24 protein-coding genes are annotated in these 19184 nt (G+C 42.9%); 22 read left to right on the forward strand and 2 right to left on the reverse strand.

Annotated elements, in window-relative coordinates:
- The first annotated feature begins 2 nt into the window (after positions 1–2).
- From map to BMX69_RS22990, 11 genes are all read left to right on the forward strand, one after another.
- Positions 3–767, forward strand: coding sequence for a type I methionyl aminopeptidase (map, locus tag BMX69_RS22940; RefSeq protein WP_100043633.1), 765 nt, complete (start codon positions 3–5; stop codon positions 765–767).
- A 4-nt stretch (positions 768–771) separates the two neighbouring features.
- On the forward strand, positions 772–1059 hold the full coding sequence (locus tag BMX69_RS22945; protein ID WP_100043923.1) for a KOW domain-containing RNA-binding protein: 288 nt from the start codon (positions 772–774) through the stop codon (positions 1057–1059).
- A gap of 5 nt (positions 1060–1064) precedes the next feature.
- Complete coding sequence (gene infA / locus BMX69_RS22950; RefSeq protein WP_013274317.1) at positions 1065–1283, forward strand: translation initiation factor IF-1; 219 nt, start codon at positions 1065–1067, stop codon at positions 1281–1283.
- A 345-nt stretch (positions 1284–1628) separates the two neighbouring features.
- Complete coding sequence (gene rpmJ, locus BMX69_RS22955; protein ID WP_003497809.1) at positions 1629–1742, forward strand: 50S ribosomal protein L36; 114 nt, start codon at positions 1629–1631, stop codon at positions 1740–1742.
- A gap of 27 nt (positions 1743–1769) precedes the next feature.
- Positions 1770–2138 (forward strand): 30S ribosomal protein S13, encoded by a 369-nt coding sequence (gene rpsM / locus BMX69_RS22960; protein ID WP_025231345.1) that lies wholly within the window; start codon positions 1770–1772, stop codon positions 2136–2138.
- A gap of 141 nt (positions 2139–2279) precedes the next feature.
- The gene (rpsK, locus tag BMX69_RS22965; RefSeq protein ID WP_024834894.1) at positions 2280–2681 is read left to right on the forward strand and encodes a 30S ribosomal protein S11; all 402 of its coding nucleotides are present in this window, start codon (positions 2280–2282) and stop codon (positions 2679–2681) included.
- Between the two features lie 16 nt (positions 2682–2697).
- A complete protein-coding gene (gene rpsD, locus BMX69_RS22970) occupies positions 2698–3291 on the forward strand; it encodes a 30S ribosomal protein S4 (protein WP_100043634.1) in 594 nt (197 codons plus the stop codon).
- Between the two features lie 105 nt (positions 3292–3396).
- Positions 3397–4365, forward strand: a complete 969-nt coding sequence (locus tag BMX69_RS22975) for a DNA-directed RNA polymerase subunit alpha (protein ID WP_054792031.1) — start codon at positions 3397–3399, stop codon at positions 4363–4365.
- 98 nt (positions 4366–4463) lie between these two features.
- The gene (locus BMX69_RS22980) at positions 4464–5000 is read left to right on the forward strand and encodes a bL17 family ribosomal protein (RefSeq protein ID WP_025231348.1); all 537 of its coding nucleotides are present in this window, start codon (positions 4464–4466) and stop codon (positions 4998–5000) included.
- A gap of 367 nt (positions 5001–5367) precedes the next feature.
- Positions 5368–6594 (forward strand): N-acetylmuramoyl-L-alanine amidase family protein, encoded by a 1227-nt coding sequence (locus BMX69_RS22985; RefSeq protein WP_054792032.1) that lies wholly within the window; start codon positions 5368–5370, stop codon positions 6592–6594.
- Positions 6595–6617: 23 nt separating this feature from the next.
- Positions 6618–7643, forward strand: a complete 1026-nt coding sequence (locus BMX69_RS22990; protein WP_100043635.1) for an N-acetylmuramoyl-L-alanine amidase family protein — start codon at positions 6618–6620, stop codon at positions 7641–7643.
- Between the two features lie 105 nt (positions 7644–7748).
- Here the strand turns inward: BMX69_RS22990 and BMX69_RS22995 are convergent, their stop codons facing one another.
- Positions 7749–8714 (reverse strand): IS3 family transposase, encoded by a 966-nt coding sequence (locus tag BMX69_RS22995; RefSeq protein WP_054792199.1) that lies wholly within the window; start codon positions 8712–8714, stop codon positions 7749–7751.
- Positions 8711–9388 carry a helix-turn-helix domain-containing protein gene (locus BMX69_RS23000; RefSeq protein ID WP_054792198.1) on the reverse strand — a complete coding sequence of 226 codons (678 nt, stop codon included), beginning with the start codon at positions 9386–9388 and terminating at the stop codon, positions 8711–8713. The genes BMX69_RS22995 and BMX69_RS23000 overlap by 4 nt, the downstream gene beginning before the upstream one ends.
- A 240-nt stretch (positions 9389–9628) precedes the next feature.
- Between BMX69_RS23000 and BMX69_RS23005 the strand changes: the two genes are divergently transcribed.
- The 11 genes from BMX69_RS23005 (at position 9629) to BMX69_RS23055 (ending at position 18902) form a co-directional block, all read left to right on the forward strand.
- On the forward strand, positions 9629–10534 hold the full coding sequence (locus BMX69_RS23005; protein WP_100043636.1) for an energy-coupling factor transporter ATPase: 906 nt from the start codon (positions 9629–9631) through the stop codon (positions 10532–10534).
- Positions 10524–11372: an energy-coupling factor transporter ATPase gene (locus BMX69_RS23010; RefSeq protein WP_054792114.1), complete on the forward strand. Its 849-nt coding sequence runs from the start codon at positions 10524–10526 to the stop codon at positions 11370–11372. The genes BMX69_RS23005 and BMX69_RS23010 overlap by 11 nt, the downstream gene beginning before the upstream one ends.
- 13 nt (positions 11373–11385) lie before the next feature.
- Positions 11386–12186 carry an energy-coupling factor transporter transmembrane component T family protein gene (locus BMX69_RS23015; protein ID WP_054792115.1) on the forward strand — a complete coding sequence of 267 codons (801 nt, stop codon included), beginning with the start codon at positions 11386–11388 and terminating at the stop codon, positions 12184–12186.
- Positions 12187–12210: 24 nt separating this feature from the next.
- Positions 12211–13236: a tRNA pseudouridine(38-40) synthase TruA gene (gene truA / locus BMX69_RS23020; RefSeq protein ID WP_100043637.1), complete on the forward strand. Its 1026-nt coding sequence runs from the start codon at positions 12211–12213 to the stop codon at positions 13234–13236.
- Positions 13237–13401: 165 nt separating this feature from the next.
- Positions 13402–13836, forward strand: a complete 435-nt coding sequence (rplM, locus tag BMX69_RS23025; RefSeq protein ID WP_100043638.1) for a 50S ribosomal protein L13 — start codon at positions 13402–13404, stop codon at positions 13834–13836.
- 28 nt (positions 13837–13864) lie between these two features.
- Complete coding sequence (gene rpsI / locus BMX69_RS23030; RefSeq protein WP_054792117.1) at positions 13865–14257, forward strand: 30S ribosomal protein S9; 393 nt, start codon at positions 13865–13867, stop codon at positions 14255–14257.
- Between the two features lie 239 nt (positions 14258–14496).
- Positions 14497–15543 (forward strand): L-threonine 3-dehydrogenase, encoded by a 1047-nt coding sequence (gene tdh / locus BMX69_RS23035; protein ID WP_197678653.1) that lies wholly within the window; start codon positions 14497–14499, stop codon positions 15541–15543.
- Between the two features lie 82 nt (positions 15544–15625).
- A complete protein-coding gene (locus BMX69_RS23040) occupies positions 15626–16807 on the forward strand; it encodes a glycine C-acetyltransferase (RefSeq protein ID WP_100043639.1) in 1182 nt (393 codons plus the stop codon).
- Between the two features lie 186 nt (positions 16808–16993).
- On the forward strand, positions 16994–17446 hold the full coding sequence (locus BMX69_RS23045; protein WP_100043640.1) for a MarR family winged helix-turn-helix transcriptional regulator: 453 nt from the start codon (positions 16994–16996) through the stop codon (positions 17444–17446).
- Complete coding sequence (locus BMX69_RS23050; RefSeq protein ID WP_054792119.1) at positions 17443–18021, forward strand: cyclase family protein; 579 nt, start codon at positions 17443–17445, stop codon at positions 18019–18021. The genes BMX69_RS23045 and BMX69_RS23050 overlap by 4 nt, the downstream gene beginning before the upstream one ends.
- An 86-nt stretch (positions 18022–18107) precedes the next feature.
- The gene (locus BMX69_RS23055) at positions 18108–18902 is read left to right on the forward strand and encodes a DNA (cytosine-5-)-methyltransferase (protein ID WP_054792120.1); all 795 of its coding nucleotides are present in this window, start codon (positions 18108–18110) and stop codon (positions 18900–18902) included.
- Positions 18903–19184 lie beyond the last annotated feature (282 nt).

The raw sequence follows: 19184 nt of genomic DNA on the forward strand, positions 1-19184 counted from the left end.
TTATGTCAGTTACGATTAAATCTGCAAGAGAGATAGAACTTATGAGAGAGGCAGGAAGGATTCTTAGTAAAACTCACGAAGAGCTTTCAAAAGCCTTGAAGCCGGGAATGACAACCTGGGATATTGATCATCTGGGAGAAGAAATCATAAGGAGCTACGGCTGTCAGCCCTCTTTCCTGAACTATAACGGATATCCTGCCTCCATCTGCGTTTCTGTAAATGATGAAGTGGTTCATGGGATTCCAAGCAAGAAACGGATTTTAATGGAGGGCGATATCGTAAGCCTGGATGCTGGGGTTATTTACAAAGGATATCATTCCGATGCGGCAAGGACTTACGGAATCGGGGAGATCACTCCTTTCGCAGGGCAGCTCATAGAAGTGACAAGACAATGTTTCTTTGAAGGGATTAAATTTGCAAAATCTGGCAATCATCTGAATGATATATCTGCTGCAATCCAAATCTATGCAGAAAAATTTGGATTTGGAGTTGTACGGGATCTGGTAGGCCATGGAATCGGTACACATCTCCATGAGGAGCCGGAGGTGCCGAACTTTGCACAGAAAAGACGGGGAATCAAATTAAAGCCGGGAATGACCCTGGCCATCGAACCCATGATCAATGGGGGAACACCGGAGGTCGTATGGCTTGATGATGACTGGACCGTAGTAACAGAGGATGGCAGCCTTTCCGCTCATTATGAAAATACCGTGCTGATTACAGAAGGTGAACCAGAGATTCTTAGCCTGGTTTCCTGTGACCGCTGAGGAAATGCCCATGGAATTAACTACCGGAGCATTCGTAAAGTCTGCGGCAGGTCACGATAAAGGCGGTTATTTCTTCATATTGCGGGAGGAAGGCGAATATATATATCTGGTGGACGGAAAAAGCAGACGTTTAAACTGCCCGAAGAAGAAAAAGAAAAAGCATGTGGAAGCCCTTTTATGGGAGAAACATTCACCCGGAATAAAGATCCGGGAAAATAAATTAGTCACCGATGAAGAAATCAAACATTTCATCAGATGTTTCAAAAGAGAAGAACAGGTTGTTAGGAGGTAAGCTTTATGTCAAAAGCAGATGTTATTGAAATTGAAGGAACCGTTGTGGAGAAGCTTCCCAACGCCATGTTCCAGGTAGAACTGGAGAATGGCCATCAGGTACTTGCTCACATCAGCGGAAAACTTCGCATGAACTACATTCGTATTTTACCGGGAGATAAAGTAACCATTGAGATGTCCCCTTATGATTTAAGCAAGGGAAGGATCATCTGGAGAGACAAATAAGGCGCTGTTTTATTAAACATTGCCTGTTATCCTAGTGCGACACACCAGGGTAAAGGGTTAATAAATATATAGGAAAAAGTGCTTGCATTTTAAAATAAACAGTGTTATAATGCTATAGCGACTTTGTTGAAATACTGGGTGTATTATGCCCTTATGGGCAGCACTGGTTTTACGATAAAACACACTGCGGGTATACTCAGAAGGCTCTTTCCAAAAAGAGCTCCATCGCCACCAGGCTCGTAACAGAGCCGGCCGGGTGCGGGGGAGCGCTTTCGCGCGGAAACGTCTTTTAATAGACGGCAAGTGCTTCATGTGAAAGGGCGCATAACGGAAAGGAGAATTGCTGTGAAGGTTAGATCATCAGTCAAACCGATTTGCGAAAAATGCAAAATCATTAAGAGAAAAGGCAGTATCAGAGTAATCTGTGAAAATCCTAAGCATAAGCAGAGACAAGGTTAAAAAAATTAATGGAGGTGTAATACACAAATGGCTCGTATTTCAGGTGTTGATTTACCAAGAGAAAAACGTGTTGAGATCGGCTTGACCTATATCTACGGTATCGGCAGAACAAGTTCAAACCGCATCCTGACAGAGGCTGGCGTTAGTCCTGATACTCGTGTTAAGGACTTAACAGACGACGAAGTAAAGAGAATTTCATCAGTAATTACTGATTCTCAGATTGTTGAAGGTGATTTACGTAGAGAGATCGCTATGAACATCAAGAGACTTCAGGAAATCGGATGCTACCGTGGAATCCGTCATAGAAAGAGCCTGCCAGTTCGTGGTCAGAAGACAAAGACCAACGCAAGAACTCGTAAGGGTCCTAGAAAGACTGTAGCAAACAAGAAGAAATAAGCATTGAACATCTAGTGGGTTATCTCACAAGATCAGTGTGAAAGAACTTCATTATCCAACAACAGCGAATCACGTTACATGTTTTAAAAACAGGAATAACAGGATTCAGATGCAAGTAAAAAGAAAGTAGGTTAGTTTAAAATGGCTAAAAAAGTGTCCACTACTAAAAAAGTGACAAAAAAGCGCGTAAAGAAAAACGTTGAACGCGGACAAGCACATATCCAGTCATCTTTTAATAACACGATCGTGACATTAACAGATACACAGGGTAATGCATTATCCTGGGCAAGTGCTGGTGGTCTTGGCTTCAGAGGTTCAAGGAAATCTACTCCATATGCAGCTCAGATGGCGGCAGAAACTGCTACTAAGGCAGCTCTTATACATGGTTTAAAATCAGTAGACGTTATGGTAAAAGGTCCTGGTTCCGGCCGTGAAGCAGCTATTCGCGCACTTCAGGCATGCGGATTAGAGGTAACCAGCATTAAGGATGTAACCCCGGTTCCACATAACGGTTGTCGTCCACCAAAACGTAGAAGAGTCTAATTAGGAGGTAATTACAGTGGCAGTTGATAGAGTTCCTGTTCTTAAAAGATGTAGATCCCTTGGTCTTGATCCAATCTATTTAGGAATAGATAAAAAATCAAACAGAGAATTAAAAAGAGCTAACAGAAAGATGAGTGAGTACGGCATTCAGCTTAGAGAAAAGCAGAAAGCCAAATTCATCTACGGAGTTCTTGAGAAACCTTTCCGTAACTACTATGCTAAGGCTTCCAGAATGAATGGTCTTGTGGGTGAAAACCTGATGATCCTTCTTGAGAGAAGACTTGACAATGTAGTATTCCGTATGGGATTCGGAAGAACAAGAAGAGAGACCAGACAGATGGTTGACCACAAGAGCATTCTTGTAAACGGCAAATGCGTAAACATTCCTTCTTATTTAATTAAGGCTGGAGATGTGATCGAAGTTAAAGAGAAATGCAAAGCCAATGCAAGATTCAAAAGTGTTCAGGAATCAACCGCAGGACGTATGGTTCCGGCATGGCTTGATGTTGACCATGAGAATTTACGTGGTACTGTAAAAGAGTTTCCAACAAGAGATGAGATTGATGTTCCGGTGAATGAAATGCTTATCGTCGAGTTGTACTCCAAATAATTGAAAGTCTGTTGATTGAAGCCGGCTTTCGCCCAGGGGCTACCCCCTGGGCAAGGTTTGAGTATAAGACCCTCGATACAAAATACCCAAAAGGAGGGGCTATTAGTGTTCGATTTTGAAAAACCAAACATTGAGATTGCTGAAATCTCAGAAGACAAGAAATATGGCAAATTTGTAGTTGAACCGCTTGAAAGAGGTTATGGCACGACTTTAGGAAATTCCTTGAGAAGAATCATGCTTTCTTCCTTACCGGGCGCTGCAGTCAGTCAGGTAAAAATCGACGGCGTTTTGCATGAATTCAGTTCTATTCCAGGAGTTAAGGAAGATGTGACTGAAATCATCATGAACATCAAGAGCTTATCTATTAAGAATAATAGCGATACCAACGAAGCTAAGGTTGCATACATTGAGTTTGAAGGCGAAGGCGTTATTACGGCTGCGGACATTCAGGCGGATCCGGATATTGAGATCATGAATCCGGAACAGATCATTGCAACTCTCAGCGGCGGCACGGACAGCAAGTTCTATATGGAACTTACTATCACCAAGGGCCGTGGCTATGTAAGCGCAGACAAGAATAAGAGTGAAGATTTACCGATTGGCGTGATTGCCGTTGATTCTATCTATACACCAGTCGAGCGCGTCAACATGACGGTAGAAAACACCCGAGTAGGTCAGGTTACCGATTATGATAAGCTGACATTAGATGTTTTTACAAACGGTACTTCGGCACCGGATGAAGCGGTCAGCCTTGCCGCTAAGGTGCTCAGCGAGCACTTAAACCTGTTCATTGATTTATCTGAGAACGCCAAGACTGCAGAAGTTATGGTGGAAAAAGAGGATAATGAAAAGGAAAAGGTTCTGGAAATGAACATTGATGAACTGGAGCTTTCCGTCCGTTCATACAACTGTCTGAAGAGGGCCGGCATCAATACAGTAGAAGAACTGTGCAACCGTACCTCTGAGGATATGATGAAGGTTCGTAACCTGGGCCGCAAGTCTTTAGAAGAAGTGTTGGCCAAATTAAAAGAGTTAGGCTTGCAGCTTAACCCAAGCGATGATGCCAGTGTATAACTGGACCGCTTGAAGCAGGTAATTTATGGAGATTAAGCGCCGGTACAGTAAGTCCGAAGAAGCATGTACCTGTGTTCCACAAATGGAGGATTATTAAAATGGCAGGATATAGAAAGCTGGGAAAAACTTCCAGCCAGAGAAAAGCATTAATCAGAAGCCAGGTAACTGCATTATTATATAATGGCAAAATCGTGACAACAGAGGCAAGAGCAAAAGAAATCCGCAAGGTGGCTGAAGGCCTCATCGCTTTAGCGGTAAAAGAGAAAGACAACTTTGAGACTGTTAAGGTTACCGCAAAGGTTGCACGTAAAGATAAAGACGGCAAGAGAGTAAAAGAAGTTGTTAACGGCAAGAAAGTTACCGTTTACGATGAAGTAGAGAAAGAGATCAAGAAAGACCTTCCTTCCAGACTTCACGCAAGAAGACAGATGTTAAAGGTTCTTTACGATGTAACAGAAGTTCCTGCACAGGCTGCTGGAAGAAAGAAAAATACAAAATCTGTTGATCTGCCAAAGAAACTGTTTGAAGAAGTTGCACCAAAGTACGTATCCCGCAACGGTGGTTACACACGTATCGTTAAGATCGGCCAGCGTAAGGGTGACGGAGCTATGGCAGTCGTGCTTGAACTGGTATAATCCACGAAAGCAATGAGCAGTGCTGAAGAAAGGTTCGATAAAATTTTCGTTGTGCTTGCACATAAGAAAATCTTATCGAACCTTTCTTCATAGGGCGAATGCCCGTGAGCTGGCAAATCCAAAGGATTTGCCAGCTTATACTGCGGACTCAACGACCCGCCAGCTTGCACTGCCCCCCCCCAACCCAGTATTGGAGCACCTCCAATATCGGGATTTTTTTGTTTTACTGCTACTCCATACAGAAATGCAAGAATAAAGAAAGAATATCGTAAGTTGACGGATAATTGCTTTTAGGGATATAATGTCAGTAATAGAAGTAGATGACTGTATTGTCAAATTACGTTAATTTATAGTGGGAGGTTTTTTTATGAGACTTTTTAAACGGTTAGCTGCAATGGCTTCTATGGTGAGCCTGCTGGGACTCAGCATCCCATTTGAATCTCTGGCTGCTGTAAAGACCATAACATCAGTTACCATTTACGCAGGATTAGAGGAGCTTGCCTCAGGGGATACGCTGCCATCAGAGAGTAGTTTTAAGACTAACGAAGGTACAGGGAATTACGTTTATAGCAACAACGATAGATACGAAGTAACGGATTTGGACTGGATCACATCTGATACGAAGGAAATGAAGGTTGGTTCTGAACCAAAGATGAAGGTGACTTTAAGGGCCACAAACTCCGATGAGTATGCTTTTAAGGGTGGTTATCAGTCCAGTAATGTATCAATTAAAGGCGGAACCTATGTTTCTTCTAGCCGCTCAGGGTCAGATACTCTGTATGTCACATTTACCTTTAAGCCTGTAAAGGGAACTTATGAATCACCCCAGGATGCTGATTGGAGAGATTCCGGATACGGTACTGCCAAGTGGAGCTCTGTAGCTAATAGTTCAGGCGCCTATGATGTTTATCTGTACCGGGGAAGCAGTATTATAAAAAAGGTGGAGAAGCTTAAGGCTACCACTTATAACTTCTTCCCTTATATGACAAAAGCAGGCACCTATAGCTTTAAAGTTCGTACCGTACCTTATACGGAGAGCGAGCAGAAATATGGTAAGAACAGCGAATGGACGGAATCTGGCGAAGTATACCTGCCCCAGGAAAAGGTATCCGATGGAAGCGGTCAGGATAACAGTGCGGTAGCAAACGGCCAGGTCGGCTGGATCAAGACCGGAAACATCTGGTATTACCGATATCCGGATGGAACCTATCAGAAGAATAACTGGGCTAAAATCAATAATAAATGGTATTTATTTGATTCAAACGGAGGTATGGTCACCGGCTGGCAGCAGAGGAATAATACATGGTATTTCTTAAACAGCGATGGCGCGATGACAACGGGCTGGGTTGTTTCCAATAACAAATGGTATTATTTAAATCCATCTACGACAAGCGGAGTAGAGGGAGCCATGATCACAGGCTGGGTTAATTACAATAATAAATGGTATTATACGGATTCCACCGGAGCTATGCAGGAAGGCTGGAGGCAGGTAGACGGAAATTGGTACTACTTCTATCCAGGTGAAGGCTCAAAGGCTGTCAATACTACCATCAGTGGCTTTCCGGTAGACGGCAACGGTATCTGGCGTAAGTAATATCAGGAAAGGAAGTAGATACAATGAAGTGGATGCAGGGGAAAAGGAAGTGGCTGGTGCTTTTATGCGCTTTCATGGTTCTGGGAACTGGGATGACAGTCCCGGCTTCCGGAAGCTTGAAGATCCGCCTGGATAATGGAAGTAAAAGCAGCTGGACGGAAGGGATTCAGGTTCCGACAGTAACCGTCAACTATTCCGAGGTGAATCCGGAATGGAGCAAGGAGGATGTAGACGATTGGGTTCCGGGTAAGAAGATCACCGGCATCATAAGCGTAGACGGCACGTTTACCAGATCTGATTGCACGATTTATGGTGGAAGCCTGGTTTCTGTAAAGGCAGAAGATGGCGTAACCGAAATAAAAGTTTCCTACGTTCCGGTAGCAATGCTGGAAAGCCCGAAAGAGGCAGGTTGGAGCGACAATGCAAAGACGAAAGCTTCCTGGAAAAAGGTTCCTTTCGCATCCAGGTACCAGGTGGTCCTGTACCGGGAAGGCGGAATCTGGGTCAAGAGCCTTACTACCTCATCTACTTCTGTGGATCTTTTGCAGTATATGGATGGAGGTTATAAATACTTCTATACCGTAAAGGCGATCCTAAAAGATTCTTCTGAAGAAGATTATTTAAAAGAAGGAGAAGTGACCACCTCTGATGATTCCGTGGTACAGGAGCTTGGTGATACTTCAGGAACCTGGGCAGAGTATCAGAACGGAAAAAAATACCGGGGCGAGGACGGAAATTACGTTGTCGGTCAATGGAAAATGGTCAGCGGAAAATGGTACTATTTTAACAAGGATGGCTACGCAGTTGTTGGCTGGCAGTTAATAGGCGATAAGTGGTATTATATGGGAGCTAACGCCCAGATGATGACCGGCTGGCAGCAGATAAACGGTAAGTGGTATTATTTAAACTCCGACGGAGACATGGCTATCGGCTGGATCCAGCCGCAGCCTGGAAAGTGGTATTATCTTTATAGCGACGGCAGCCTGGCGGTGAATACGAAGGTTGACGGTATTTACCATATTGACGCTTCCGGACTTTGGGTTCCGTAATAATAAATGGCACAGATACATGATATGCCCCCTGTCAAGTAGACAGGATAAATATCTAAAATGAAGTGCCGAAAAACGATCACACATATTTGTGTGGTCGTTTTTCTATGCACACCATTTCTCTTTATATTTCTCAATTCGTTTGTTTTCGGGAATCGGGTATTCTTTTGGCCTTTCGGAAGATAGCGCTTCGGTTCTTACTTCCAACGGTGTTTTACAATGATATCTATCTTGAGGACGCTCTTTCCTATAAAACCTTATATAATCCTTTATTGCATATCTCAATGATGCTTCATCCATGATTTCATACATTTGGTACATCTCTGTTTTAATGATACCCCAAAAGCCTTCTGTAGGACCATTATCAATACAGTGACCAACTCTGGACATTGATTGTTCCATTTCCTGAACTTTTAGTTTATTTTGGAATACTTTACTTGTATATTGAAAGCCTCTATCACTATGAAAAATAGGTTTTGCATGGGGATTTGAAGAGATTGCTTTATCAAATGTTTTAAATACCAGCTTGCTATCATTCCTGCTACTGATTACATATGAAACAGGATACCTGTCATACAGATCTATGATTGCACTTAAATACAATTTCTTTCTTTCGCCGGGTACTTTGAATTCGGTTACATCTGTTGTCCACTTCTCATTTGGAGCTGTTGCATAGAAATCTCTATTAAGCTTATTCTCAGATATTGTTTCAGGTGTAGATGAATTATATTTCTTCTTTTTCTTCCTGATGACTGAATGTATGCTTAACTTCTTCATAATCCTGTGTACTCTGTTTTGGCTATAGTTGGTATGATTGAAGTTATTAATCCATGAAGTCATTCTACGATAGCCCAGGATATGGCGAAAGCGTTCGTCGTATTCTTTGATAAGTTCTGCAAGCTCAATATTTCCTAATTCCTGTTCCGGAGTCTTACGATGTAACCATTTATAATAAGCTGCCCGGGATATTCCAAGCTGTTTACACATCCATTCGATACTCCATTTCTTTGTTTCATGAAAATATCCAACAGCTAAATATTTTGTTTCGTAGCGCAGTTTGCCAAGTCTCACATCCCTTCGAATTCTTTCACTTTTTTTAACAATTCAACTACCATATCTTTTTCTTCAAGTTGGCGTTTGAGCCTGAGATTTTCCCGACGCAAACGTTCTAATTCACCTACCTCATCATCGGTTTTATGGCGACCACGTTTATCTGATAATCCCTCTTCTCCATTAGCGTCGTACTTTTTCACCCAGGAATAGACCTGACTGTATGAAACATCATAGATGCTTGCAGATTCTTTATAATCACGATTATGTTTAAGACAGTATTCAACGATTTCTTTACGTTCTTCAATAGATGTTCTTCTTCTTGCTTCTGCCATATAGACCTCCTTTTTAGGATTATAATCCTTAAGTTCTCTATTGGCATTATAACGCTTTATCCAGTTTCTGAGTACCTCTCTGGAAGATATATTGTATTTAGCAACGATATCATCTACACTTCCTTCGCCTGATAAAACAGCTTTAACACATATAATTTTAAAATCAGATGAATAGGAAGTGTTACCTGATTTGTGAGCGAATGCTGCAATTCCATAAATCGTATATTTTGAAATCCATTGTCTTAAGGTTTTACTTCCAATGTTATATTTAGCAGATATATAATCGTAGGAACCAACTCCATCAAGATACTCCTGTGAAACCTTTGCACGGAATTCAGGAGTATGTGGTGATTTTGCCATAAAATAATCCTCCATAAGTAGATTTTGGTTATTTACCATGTCTACTTATGGAGGATCATATCAACATCTGTGCCATTTTTTTATCTCTGGATATAAAGTAAAGGTTTCAAACATTTCATTTTAATGCCTTTTTCACCCCTGAATTTACAAAAGATTTGCGTCTATGCTTGACTGTTATGAAATATTCATCTAAAATTATGTGGCATATGTATGTTTGAGTTCATCAGAGAAAGGTCTACTATGGGAATAATAAAAACCTCGAAACTGATATTTGATTATATCAGAAGAGATGAGGAAGAAAACATTGAAGAGATTAAACGTGCCATTGACGGCGTCAGTTTAGATATTAAGGCGGGGCAGTTTGTAGCCATTCTTGGACACAACGGTTCCGGTAAGTCAACCTTTGCAAAGCAGTTAGATGCGATTCTCCTACCTACGGAGGGTACCGTGTGGATTCAGGGAATGGACACTTCCGTGGAAGATAATTTATGGGAAGTTCGGAAAAAGACCGGAATGGTATTCCAGAATCCGGATAATCAGATTATCGGAAATATCGTAGAGGAAGATGTAGGGTTTGGTCCTGAAAATCTTGGAGTTCCTACTGAGGAGATATGGAAGCGGGTAGATGAGAGTCTGGAGAGTGTTGGAATGGCTGCATTTCGCTTAAAATCCCCTAATCGGCTTTCCGGTGGCCAGAAGCAAAGGGTTGCCATAGCCGGCGTTATGGCAATGCGGCCCCAGTGCATTGTGTTGGACGAGCCTACAGCCATGCTGGATCCTAACGGCCGGAAGGAAGTTGTGAAGACGGCCAGGGAGTTAAATAGGAAGGAAGGAATCACGGTCCTATTGATTACTCATTATATGGAAGAGGTCATAGATGCAGACCGGGTCATTGTCATGGATAACGGTAAGGTGGTCATGGACGGAACTCCAAAGGAAATTTTTTCAAGGGTCGAGGAGCTTAAATCCTACCGCCTGGATGTTCCCCAGGTAACAGAGCTGGCCTATGAACTGCAAAAGAATGGGGTAGACTTACCGGATGGGATACTGACACTGGAAGAACTGATGGAAAATCTTCTGCCAAAATTTGCAGAGCGTTTTCCTGGAACGGTGACACTAGGGAATGGAGTAAAGGATGGCAATTAGAGCAGAGCATTTGAATTATGTTTATGGGCTTGGAACAGCCTTTGAGCAGCGTGCGCTAAAGGATGTGAATCTGGAAATAAATGATGGGGAATTTGTCGGCCTTATCGGGCATACAGGTTCCGGGAAGTCGACCCTGATCCAGCACTTAAACGGATTGATGAAAGCCACTGATGGCGCCATCTATTATAATGGAAGAAACATTTATGAGGAAGGATACAATTTGCGGGCCTTAAGAAGCAAGGTTGGACTTGTATTCCAGTATCCGGAGCATCAGCTTTTTGAGATCAATGTGTTTACAGACGTTTGCTTTGGTCCAAAGAATCAGGGTCTTTCCAGAGAGGATGCCGAGAAAAGGGCAAGGGAAGCACTCACTATGGTGGGGCTTGACGAAAGCTTTTATTCCCGTTCGCCTTTTGAACTTTCCGGAGGACAGAAAAGGCGGGTGGCCATTGCAGGAGTTCTGGCCATGGAGCCGGAGGTGCTCATACTGGACGAACCTACTGCAGGCCTGGATCCAAGGGGTAGAGACGAGATCCTGGACCAGATTGCGCGGCTTCATAAGGAAAGGAATATGACCATCATTCTGGTTTCCCACAGCATGGAGGACATTGCCCGGTATGTGGACCGGATTCTGGTTATGAATCAAGGGGAAAAGGTGTTTGATGATACTCCGAAGGAAGTATTTAAGCATTACAAGGAGCTGGAAGCGATCGGCCTTGCGGCGCCTAAAATCACCTATGTGGTCCATTCGCTGCAGGACCACGGAGTTCCTGTTGATGATAACGTTACAACCGTAGAAGAAGCCAGAGACGAGATTTTACGGCTTCTTGAAAAATAGATCGGGAGATATTATGCTGAAAGATATTACTTTAGGGCAGTATTATCCGGTGAATTCAAAGCTTCATAGGCTGGATCCCCGGACAAAGCTGTTTGGGACTATGGTTTTTATTATATCCCTTTTTATTGCAAATGACATATGGGCGTATTTGATCGCCACTTTTTTTCTGATCACATCGGTCCGTTTAAGCCAGGTTCCCTTTAAATTCATGGTACGCGGGTTAAAGGCGATTGTGTTTCTTCTGCTCATCAGCGTCAGCTTTAATTTATTCCTGACTCCGGGAGAACCCATCTTCCAGCTGGGATTTTTAAAATTGACAAGGGAAGGTGTGAAAACGGCGTCCTTTATGGGAGTCCGGCTCATTTACCTGGTGGTTGGTTCTTCTATTATGACTCTCACCACCACACCGAACCAGCTGACCGATGGCCTGGAAAAGAGCCTTGGGTTTTTAAAGAAGGCGGGAGTTCCGGTCCATGAGGTATCCATGATGATGTCCATTGCTTTAAGATTCATTCCGATCCTTGTGGAAGAGACCGATAAGATCATGAAGGCTCAGATGGCCAGGGGTGCTGATTTTGAAACAGGGAATCTGATTCAGAAGGCAAAGAATATGATTCCTCTTCTGGTACCCTTATTTATTTCCGCATTCCGCCGTGCTACGGACCTGGCAATGGCCATGGAGGCCAGATGCTACCGGGGCGGAGAAGGAAGGACTAAAATGAAGCCTCTTCGGTATGGAAAACTGGACGGGATCGCCTATCTGGTATGTCTGGTATATCTGGCCGCTATCACTGGACTTCGAATCATGGGTTAAGGCCCCCATAAAATAGGAGGATGTATGAAACGGGTTAAAATGATTGTGGCCTATGACGGCACCAATTACTGCGGCTGGCAGATCCAGAATAACGGGATCACCATAGAGGAGATACTTAACAGGGAACTGACGAATCTTTTAAAGGAGACTGTAACCGTAATCGGGGCCAGCAGAACCGATTCCGGGGTTCACTCGGAGGGAAATGTGGCGGTCTTTGATACGGAGAACCGGATGCCTGCCGATAAAATATGCTTTGCATTAAACCAGAGGCTGCCGGATGATATCCGGATCTTACAATCTGAGGAGGTGGCACCGGATTATCATCCGAGAAAGCAGAACTGCGTGAAAACTTATGAATATAAAATCATGAACCGGAAAATTGAAGTACCTACCATGAGGCTTTACAGCTATTTCTGCTATTTTCCCCTGGATGTGGAGCGGATGCGGGAAGGCGGGGCCTATCTGGTGGGAGAACATGATTTTAAAAGCTTCTGTACGGCCCGTGGGCAGGCGGAAGAGACCGTACGTACCATTTATAGCCTGGACATTGAAAAGACCGGGGATCTCATTACAATCCGCATTAAGGGCAGCGGTTTCCTGTATAACATGGTGAGGATCATTGCAGGTACGTTAATGAAGGTCGGCATGGGGGTGTATCCGCCGGCTCATGTGGAAGAGATTCTTGATGCCAGGGACCGGAATGTGGCAGGGCCAAAGGCTGCGGCAAAGGGACTTTCCCTGATAAGCCTTGATTATGAAACAGAACTTAAAAATCAGATCCAGAGAGAGAATAAGGAATGGAGCTATACTCTTTCCCAGGATAAGATTGTTTCGGAAGGAAAAGCCTGGCTTCACATTCACCGGTGCAGGGAAGAGGATTTTGAAAGACTTTTGATCCGTGTGGTCCATCAGGCGGTTCAAAATGGTGCAAAAACCATTTTTGTTCGAGACGAGGAGATGGATGGAAGGATCATTTTGGGAAAGCCCTACGGATTTTATATTTTTCAGGCTGATCCTGAGAGCAGGGGATGGTACGTGACACAAAAATAGGCCGAAAAACCTTGATTTTATGGGAAAAGAGGTTGACACATCCGGCTGAATGTAATATAATGTATAACTGTGACGTTAGACGAAAATGTTCAGCCAAAGCCCCGGAGTGAGCATTTTGCAATATAGTTATGCTTAATAAAACCATAATTTACAGGAGGTTGTCCAATGAAGACTTTTATGGCTAGTCCAGCAACAATTGAAAGAAAATGGTACGTAGTTGATGCTACAGGATATACATTAGGACGTTTGGCTTCAGAAGTAGCTAAAGTATTAAGAGGTAAAAATAAACCGATCTACACACCGCATATGGATTGCGGCGATTATGTGATCGTTGTAAATGCAGATAAGATTGCCGTTACCGGTAAGAAATTAGATCAGAAGATCTACTATAACCACTCTGAGTATGTTGGTGGTATGAGAGAAACAACTTTAAGAGAAATGATGGCTAAAAAGCCTGAAAAAGTTATTGAACTGGCTGTTAAGGGTATGCTTCCCAAGGGACCTTTAGGAAGAAGCATGATAACAAAACTTCACGCATATGCAGGTGCAGAGCATGGTCATGCAGCTCAGAAACCAGAAGTTTTAGAGTTCAAATTTTAATCAGAGGTGCTGAAAGGAGGAAGTTATCATGGCTAATGCAAAATTTTACGGAACAGGTAGAAGAAAAAAATCTATCGCTAGAGTATATTTAGTACCAGGTACAGGTAAGATCACTATCAATAAGAGAGATATCGACCAGTATTTAGGTCTTGAAACATTAAAGCTTGTTGTTCGTCAGCCGTTAGTTGCTACAGAGACAGTTGATAAGTTTGACATTATGGTTAACGTTCACGGCGGTGGATTCACTGGACAGGCCGGTGCAATCAGACACGGTATTTCAAGAGCTCTGCTTCAGGCAGATGGAGAATATCGCCCGATTCTTAAGAAGGCAGGCTTCTTAACAAGGGATCCAAGAATGAAAGAAAGAAAGAAGTACGGCTTAAAGTCAGCTCGTCGTGCTCCACAGTTCTCAAAGAGATAAGCAGACAGAAAATCGAATTACAGCAGAACCCCGAAAAACACTGTGTTTTCGGGGTTTTCTTATTGCTTTTTTTCCTCTGAATTTCCTAACGAAAATCATAAGAAAAGGGATTGCAATCTACCGGCTTTCATGTTATTATGTCCCTGAGGGGGAGACATTAAATGGAAATATGTCTGCGCATAAAAGACATTTTTCGTCTCACAAAGACATATAAAGCAATAAGAAAGGTGGAGGTTACAATGAAAGAAAGAATGATGTATGCAATTGTAAAAGAAGAGGCGGCGCGTGGGCTGGCACTTAGAGAGGTCCCCATTCCCGAAACAGGGGAAAATGATGTAAAGATCAAGATTCACTACACATCAATCTGCGGTACGGATTTACATATCCATAACTGGGATAAGTGGTCTCAGGAAACCATAAAACCGCCGATGACCATCGGACACGAATTTGTAGGTGAAATCGTGGAAGTGGGCAGCCTTGTGAAGGAATATAAAATCGGCGATATCGTATCGGGAGAGGGCCACATCGTATGTGGACACTGCCGTAACTGTAAAGCAGGAAAACGCCATCTCTGTAAAAATACCGTCGGTGTAGGGGTAAACCGTGACGGTGCATTTGCACAGTATCTGGTGATTCCGCAGACCAATGTGATTATCTGTGAGCCGGGAATCTCCGAAGAATTATGTTCTTCTTTCGATCCTCTGGGCAATGCAGTACATACCGCTTTGTCCTTTGATATGGTGGGAGAGGATGTGTTGATCACAGGTGCCGGACCTATCGGCATCATGGCCGCAGCGATCTGCCGCCACGTGGGAGCCAAACATGTGGTAATCACCGATGTCAATGATTACCGGTTAAATCTGGCCCGGGAAATCTGCGGTGCCCATACTGTCAATGTAGCCAGAGAGAACTTAGATGATAAGATGCGGGAGCTTCATATCGAAGAAGGTTTTGATATCGGACTTGAGATGTCCGGCAATGGCCAGGCGTTTACTTCCATGATTGACCATATGTACAACGGCGGCAAGATTGCAGTGCTGGGCCTTCAGGGAAGCGATACCGTAGTGCCATGGAATAAGATCGTGATTAACTGTCTGCAGTTAAAGGGAATTTATGGAAGAGAAATATTTGAAACCTGGTACAAGATGATGGCTATGCTAAACAGTGGCCTTGAAATTGAGAAGATTATTACCCATAAGTTTGATTTCCGGGAGTTCCAGAAAGGGTTTGACGTAATGAACAGCGGACAGTGCGGAAAGGTAGTTCTGGACTGGACGAAGATTTAATAGAGGATGGGACGAACGAATTAACATAGATAAGGTTATTCAGCCAGACATGGAAAATGAACGATAGGAGAGAAGTGATATTATGAAAAAAGCATTAAACTATTATAAAGAAGCGGTGGAACAGGCCAGAGAAGACGGAACTTATAAGGAGGAGCGCATTATTACAACTCCTCAAAGGAGCAGAATCAATACTACGAAGACAGAAAATGTCATCAATATGTGTGCCAACAATTATCTTGGACTTTCTGACAACCAGGAGATTATAGAGGCGGCAAAATCCACTTATGATACATGGGGATACGGCTTGTCTTCCGTACGTTTTATCTGCGGAACCCAGGGGATACACAAAGAACTGGAAGCAAAAATCTCTTCCTTCCTGGGCATGGATGATACGATTTTGTACTCCTCCTGCTTCGATGCTAACGGAGGCCTGTTTGAGACATTGCTGACAGAGGAAGATGCGGTGATCAGCGATGCATTAAATCATGCCAGCATCATTGACGGCGTGCGTTTATGCAGGGCAAAGCGCTTCCGTTATGCCAATAATAATATGGAGGAGTTAGAACAGTGCTTAAAGGATTCCCAGGATGCCAGGATACGTCTGATTGCCACAGACGGTGTATTTTCCATGGATGGCATCGTGGCTGATTTAAAAGCTATCTGCGATCTGGCTGACAAATACGACGCAATGGTGATGGTGGATGACAGCCATGCAGTAGGATTTATGGGAAGGCTTGGCAAGGGTACACCGGAGCACTGCGGCGTCATGGGCCGGGTGGATATCATCACCGGTACACTGGGCAAGGCTCTGGGTGGAGCCAGCGGCGGATATACCAGCGCCAGACAGGAAATCGTGGATTTGCTCCGTCAAAAGAGCAGACCGTATCTATTTTCCAATACTGTAGCTCCTGCAATCGCCGGAGGTGCCATAAAGACTTTTGAAATTCTTGAGCGGAGTACGGAGTACAGGGACCGCGTTCATGAAAATACCCGTTATTTTAGGGAAAAGATAAAAGAGGTAGGTTTTGATATTATAGAAAGTGATCATCCGATTGTAGCGATCATGCTGTATGATGCAAAGACGGCCGTGGAATTTGCAGCAAGGATGCTGGAGCGCGGCGTTTATGTGATCGGATTCTGCTATCCGGTGGTGCCAAAAGGAAAGGCCAGAATTCGTACACAGATATCCGCCGCCCATACAAGGGAGGATTTGGATTTTGCAGTAGAATGCTTTAAGCGTGTAAAGGAAGAGATGGGGATTTAAGAAAATAGTGGAGCCGATTTTACTGTAAAATGAAATAGACGAGAGCGGGGAACAGGATTATATTTTATCCTGTTCCCCGTTTTTGTGCGCTGACTGTTCTATTAAAATTATTTTTGTTGACTTGACAACAAAAAGTTGGTGTGTTATCATAAGATTGCTTACCAGGAAACAAAAAGGAGATATAAAATGGAGCGGGAAATACTTCAACAATTTACGCAGCTTTATAACAATCAAGACTTACTCAGCAATCTTATAAATAGTGGTTTAAATTCACGATATAGTAATTCGGAATTGCATTGTATTGAAGCGATCGGAAAGCTTGAACACCCAAATGGAGTGCAGCTCGCTGCGCTTCTTTCTATGACTCGAGGTGCAGTTACAAGGCTGGCTAAGCGCTTGCTGCAGGATGGACTTATCGAGCGTTATGTTCTTCCGGATAATAAAAAAGAAATATACTATCGGCTGACCTCTAAAGGAGAGGTTCTGTATAAAGAACATGAGGTTGCTCATACGAAATGGGAAGAACGAGATATCGCCTTTTTATATTCTGTTCCAATAAAGGAGCAACAAGTAATACTTGACTTTTTACAAAAGTTCAATAACTATCTGAAAGACAAAATACAGGAGGAATCGTTATGAAATATGATTTGACAACACAAGTGGATCAGTGCTTAATAGAGCAATGGCTCTCCACACAGGAAAACCGCCATATAGCCACAGGACACGTGGGAACACATTTGGATACCTATGAGAAAAGCGTTATCCCGCTAGATTACATTACGTGCCCGGGTATTCTTTGGGATGTATCAGATATTGCAGAAGATCGTGAAATCTCCCTCTCTGATATTGAGAATTTACACATACCAGAACATGCCTTTCTTTTCATATACACGGGTCGAAGTGAAAAAGAAAAATATGGTACCGCTGATTATTTTCGTGATCATCCGCAGTTATCCAATGAGTTGATCCAGTGGCTTACGAATCAACCGCTTCGATTTTTGGGAATTGACTGCTCAGGAATACGCCGTGGAAAAGAGCATGAACCTGCTGACAGGCTGTTGGAGAAGAATGGCATATACGTTATCGAGAACTTAAGTGGTCTTAATCAATTGATAGACATTGGTGCCTTTAAAGTCTATACTCTTTGGTTTGATGATCCTGTTGCTACCGGACTACAATGCAAAGTGGTGGCGGATACTGATATCTCAACTTAAATGCGAGTGAATTCGCTTGTTGCGTTATGGGTTTAACTGGAGCTGTGTGATAATATTTAATTATGAATTTAGGGGGAGGTTATTACATGGCAACACTTAAACTTAAAATAGCAGAATTGAGAAGGGCTAAAGGGATAGCCCAGCAGGATTTAGCTGATGTATTGGGTGTATCTTTTCAATCGGTCAGCAAATGGGAAACTGGTACTACAATGCCCGATATAACGTTACTTCCAGGTATTGCTGAATACTTTAATGTTTCTGTTGATGAACTATTAGGCCTTAAACCGCTGCGCCAACAAGCTTACAAACCACGTAATACTGATCATCGTGATCATTGGAATGGAAAGACGAATGAGCTTTATAAGAATAGAAAGTACTTTTGGAATGATGATTACTTGAGTTTCCTTGTGACAAATGTCTGGCACGTAGATATTCCAGTAGATGTTATTGAATTAAGATGTGGAGAAGGCTGTTTAGGAATGCAGTTGCTTGACCATCTGCCTGCAGGAAGCACTTATACAGGGGTTGATAATGAATATTTTACGAATAGAGCCAAATTAAGCTTTCATAATTCGGGATTTGAGATAAATTTTATTGTATCAGATATATACTCCTTTGAAACAAATAAAAAATATGACATCGCTGTCTGCCAGTCCGGATTACGTCACATGAACAAACCAATGGAAGTATTAAAGAAAATGGCGGAGTCTGTTAAAAAAGAGGGCCTTGTTGTCTGTATGGATGTCAATCGGGAGCTTGAAAATGTTGGATTTTACTTTGATGACATTCGCTATGATTATCTTTGCACAGCGTTTGATTTTCATAAGGTATGGAAGAAAGAACTGGAATGTGAAGGCAGAGATTATGCGATCGGAAGCTGAAAGGGTAACTTCCCGCCTCGTATCTATTTTCCAAAAGACAATGATTGCCTGCAAATTGCAGGATAGAAAAAGACTCCTGAGAGTTTCTCCCAAGGAGTCTTTCTTATGTGCCGAATTTCACCGTATTAAATTGAATTTATGTAATAACGTTAAAGTTTTGTGGCACAATGTTATAGTGAACCACCCTGATTATCTGCCAGGAAAGATTCAGACCTTTGCTGAACCGATAAAAATGAACAACCATCAGCTGCCATAAACTTTCGTATTGTGACTGCATAATAT

Source organism: Lacrimispora sphenoides JCM 1415, assembly GCF_900105615.1.
In the GTDB taxonomy this organism is placed as follows: domain Bacteria; phylum Bacillota; class Clostridia; order Lachnospirales; family Lachnospiraceae; genus Lacrimispora; species Lacrimispora sphenoides.

Coding starts and splice junctions, on each gene's coding strand:
- rpsK (WP_024834894.1), top strand. CDS start 2,280: ATGGCTAAAAAAGTGTCCACTACTAAAAAAGTGACAAAAAAGCGCGTA.
- map (WP_100043633.1), top strand. CDS start 3: ATGTCAGTTACGATTAAATCTGCAAGAGAGATAGAACTTATGAGAGAG.
- rpsI (WP_054792117.1), top strand. CDS start 13,865: ATGGCTAATGCAAAATTTTACGGAACAGGTAGAAGAAAAAAATCTATC.
- BMX69_RS23040 (WP_100043639.1), top strand. CDS start 15,626: ATGAAAAAAGCATTAAACTATTATAAAGAAGCGGTGGAACAGGCCAGA.
- infA (WP_013274317.1), top strand. CDS start 1,065: ATGTCAAAAGCAGATGTTATTGAAATTGAAGGAACCGTTGTGGAGAAG.
- BMX69_RS23055 (WP_054792120.1), top strand. CDS start 18,108: ATGGCAACACTTAAACTTAAAATAGCAGAATTGAGAAGGGCTAAAGGG.
- BMX69_RS23005 (WP_100043636.1), top strand. CDS start 9,629: ATGGGAATAATAAAAACCTCGAAACTGATATTTGATTATATCAGAAGA.
- BMX69_RS22990 (WP_100043635.1), top strand. CDS start 6,618: ATGAAGTGGATGCAGGGGAAAAGGAAGTGGCTGGTGCTTTTATGCGCT.
- BMX69_RS23015 (WP_054792115.1), top strand. CDS start 11,386: ATGCTGAAAGATATTACTTTAGGGCAGTATTATCCGGTGAATTCAAAG.
- BMX69_RS22980 (WP_025231348.1), top strand. CDS start 4,464: ATGGCAGGATATAGAAAGCTGGGAAAAACTTCCAGCCAGAGAAAAGCA.
- BMX69_RS22945 (WP_100043923.1), top strand. CDS start 772: ATGCCCATGGAATTAACTACCGGAGCATTCGTAAAGTCTGCGGCAGGT.
- BMX69_RS23010 (WP_054792114.1), top strand. CDS start 10,524: ATGGCAATTAGAGCAGAGCATTTGAATTATGTTTATGGGCTTGGAACA.
- BMX69_RS22985 (WP_054792032.1), top strand. CDS start 5,368: ATGAGACTTTTTAAACGGTTAGCTGCAATGGCTTCTATGGTGAGCCTG.
- tdh (WP_197678653.1), top strand. CDS start 14,497: ATGAAAGAAAGAATGATGTATGCAATTGTAAAAGAAGAGGCGGCGCGT.
- rpsM (WP_025231345.1), top strand. CDS start 1,770: ATGGCTCGTATTTCAGGTGTTGATTTACCAAGAGAAAAACGTGTTGAG.
- BMX69_RS23050 (WP_054792119.1), top strand. CDS start 17,443: ATGAAATATGATTTGACAACACAAGTGGATCAGTGCTTAATAGAGCAA.
- BMX69_RS23000 (WP_054792198.1), bottom strand. CDS start 9,388: ATGGCAAAATCACCACATACTCCTGAATTCCGTGCAAAGGTTTCACAG.
- rplM (WP_100043638.1), top strand. CDS start 13,402: ATGAAGACTTTTATGGCTAGTCCAGCAACAATTGAAAGAAAATGGTAC.
- truA (WP_100043637.1), top strand. CDS start 12,211: ATGAAACGGGTTAAAATGATTGTGGCCTATGACGGCACCAATTACTGC.
- BMX69_RS23045 (WP_100043640.1), top strand. CDS start 16,994: ATGGAGCGGGAAATACTTCAACAATTTACGCAGCTTTATAACAATCAA.